Origin of the sequence: Kocuria carniphila (assembly GCF_004136555.1) — a bacterium.
In the GTDB taxonomy this organism is placed as follows: Bacteria; Actinomycetota; Actinomycetes; order Actinomycetales; family Micrococcaceae; genus Kocuria; species Kocuria carniphila.
The window spans coordinates 1-1811 of the sequence record NZ_NOIT01000038.1 but is presented as its reverse complement, the minus strand read 5'-3'; the positions used below and the strand labels follow the sequence as shown (position 1 = coordinate 1811).

The 1811-nt window shown below is 59.7% G+C and carries 1 protein-coding gene and 1 rRNA gene; both read right to left on the bottom strand.

The genetic code is table 11. From position 1 onward, the window contains the following. Window positions 1-72: 72 nt before the first annotated feature. The gene (locus EWV37_RS15380) at window positions 73-1221 is read right to left on the bottom strand and encodes an AMP-binding protein (RefSeq protein WP_129702503.1); all 1149 of its coding nucleotides are present in this window, start codon (window positions 1219-1221) and stop codon (window positions 73-75) included. 501 nt (window positions 1222-1722) lie between these two features. After that, a 5S ribosomal RNA gene (gene rrf, locus EWV37_RS15375) occupies window positions 1723-1811 on the bottom strand; the annotation flags it as partial.

Below are 1811 nucleotides of genomic sequence, written 5' to 3'. Positions count from 1 at the left end.
CCGGCCGAGCAGCAGGCCGTCCTCGACGCCATCCGCGACCCCGAAAATCACGCACTAAACGAATGAGCCAACTCAGGTGGAATCGGGTAATGGCGATCCCGTCACCAAAATGGATCTGAGGGCCGAAAAATCCTCTTGAACGTTCGGCACCACGCCCGATCTCTCCACCATGGTCAGAACCCCGGCACCCGTGCCGAAGAATGTGGCCTTGTTCTGAGCCACGAGCGACAAGGACTTCTGGGCGCCCCCGAATGTCGGGGCGCCGTCGTAGGTGATAATCGTGGAGCCGGTCAGAAGAATACCCACCAGCATGTTCCACACCATCCAGGTGGTGGCCACCGCAAAGTAGGCAGTGTCAGTGGGGCCGAGGTTCGCGTGCAGGCCCAGCGCCTTGAGGAACTCGAGAACTACTCCCCCGTGGGAGTGCACTATCCCCTTGGGCTTACCTGTCGTTCCCGACGAGTACAGGATCCAGAGCGGATGCTCGAACGGAACCTGTTCATAGACTGGTTCCGCGTGGCTGGCCACGATGTCCGAATAGCGCATCGCATCTTCGGGGATATCCCCGACGGATTCGGGAGGCAACTGATCGACGACAATGAGATGCTCCACGGATGGGAGAACTTCGCGGAGGGCACGATAACTACCGGTCATGTCGCGGAGTTTGCCACCGAATTCGTACCCGTCCACAGTGAACAGGACCTTGGGCTCGATCTGGGCGAAGCGATCCGCCACTCCCCCCGGACCGAAATCCGTATTCACCACAGACCACACTGCACCCACCGATGCAGCCGCCAGTAAGGCAACCGCTGTCTGAGGGATGTTCGGGAGAACTCCGGCCACCCGGTCACCGGGTCCAATGCCCAGATCTCGTAGCCAACTGGCCACAGAGGCCACCTGGGCTTCGAGCTGACTCCACGTCAGAATCTGGGGCTGCCCGGTTTCGTGTTCCCCGATGATCGCTACCTCGTCCGGACGCGTTGCCGCAGCACTCAGAGAATTCTCCGCGTAGTTCAGAGTGGCACCCGGAAACCAGTGAGTCCCAGGCATACCTTCGTCACTCATCGGTTGGTGCGCAGAGGACGAGGAGACCACACCGAAGTAGTCCCAGATTCCCTGCCAGAACTCCGAGGAGCTCTCCACCGACCACGAGTGAAGGGCAGGAAAATCGGGAAGCTCACAATCATGCTCCTCCTCGATCCACCTAGCGAAGTCGTACATCCGAGAGGATTCGACCCGATCAGCAGACGGCCTCCACAAGAGCTTCCGTCCGTCGTTGTTCCCTGACATCTGCAACACGTTCTACCCGCGCTTTCCCACCGTGAACCGCACCTACGTACTGCTCCGGCAAAGACAACTCACTTCTATCCCATATGCCGGCCCCGACTGGACCAGCCAGTGCGCTCAGTCACACCTGCACGTCCCCATTACACATGAGTCGTCGGGTCAGATAGATCATTGACCGGTACATCTCTCCCTAGCGATCAAGAAAGAGTGGCGAACCCTGGCGGCAATGCGTGGCCCCGCAGCCACGGCGTTAAATGCAGAAAAGGGGCACCAGCGTTAGCCGGTGCCCCTCCTCCAGAAGTGCTAATAAAACGGTGCGACGGGTGCCGGTATCTGCCGGTGCCCTTCCACGCCACCACCGTGTTGAACCACCGCGGTGTTAAATGCGAAGCAGGGGCGTCACCATCGGTGACGCCCCTGCTTCTTTTACGTTAATTTCGGCGGTGTCTTACTCTCCCACACCCTCCCGAGTGCAGTACCATCAGCGCTGTGGGTCTTAGCTTCCGGGTTCGAGATGGGACCGG

Coding starts and splice junctions, on each gene's coding strand:
- EWV37_RS15380 (WP_129702503.1), bottom strand. CDS start 1,221: ATGTACGACTTCGCTAGGTGGATCGAGGAGGAGCATGATTGTGAGCTT.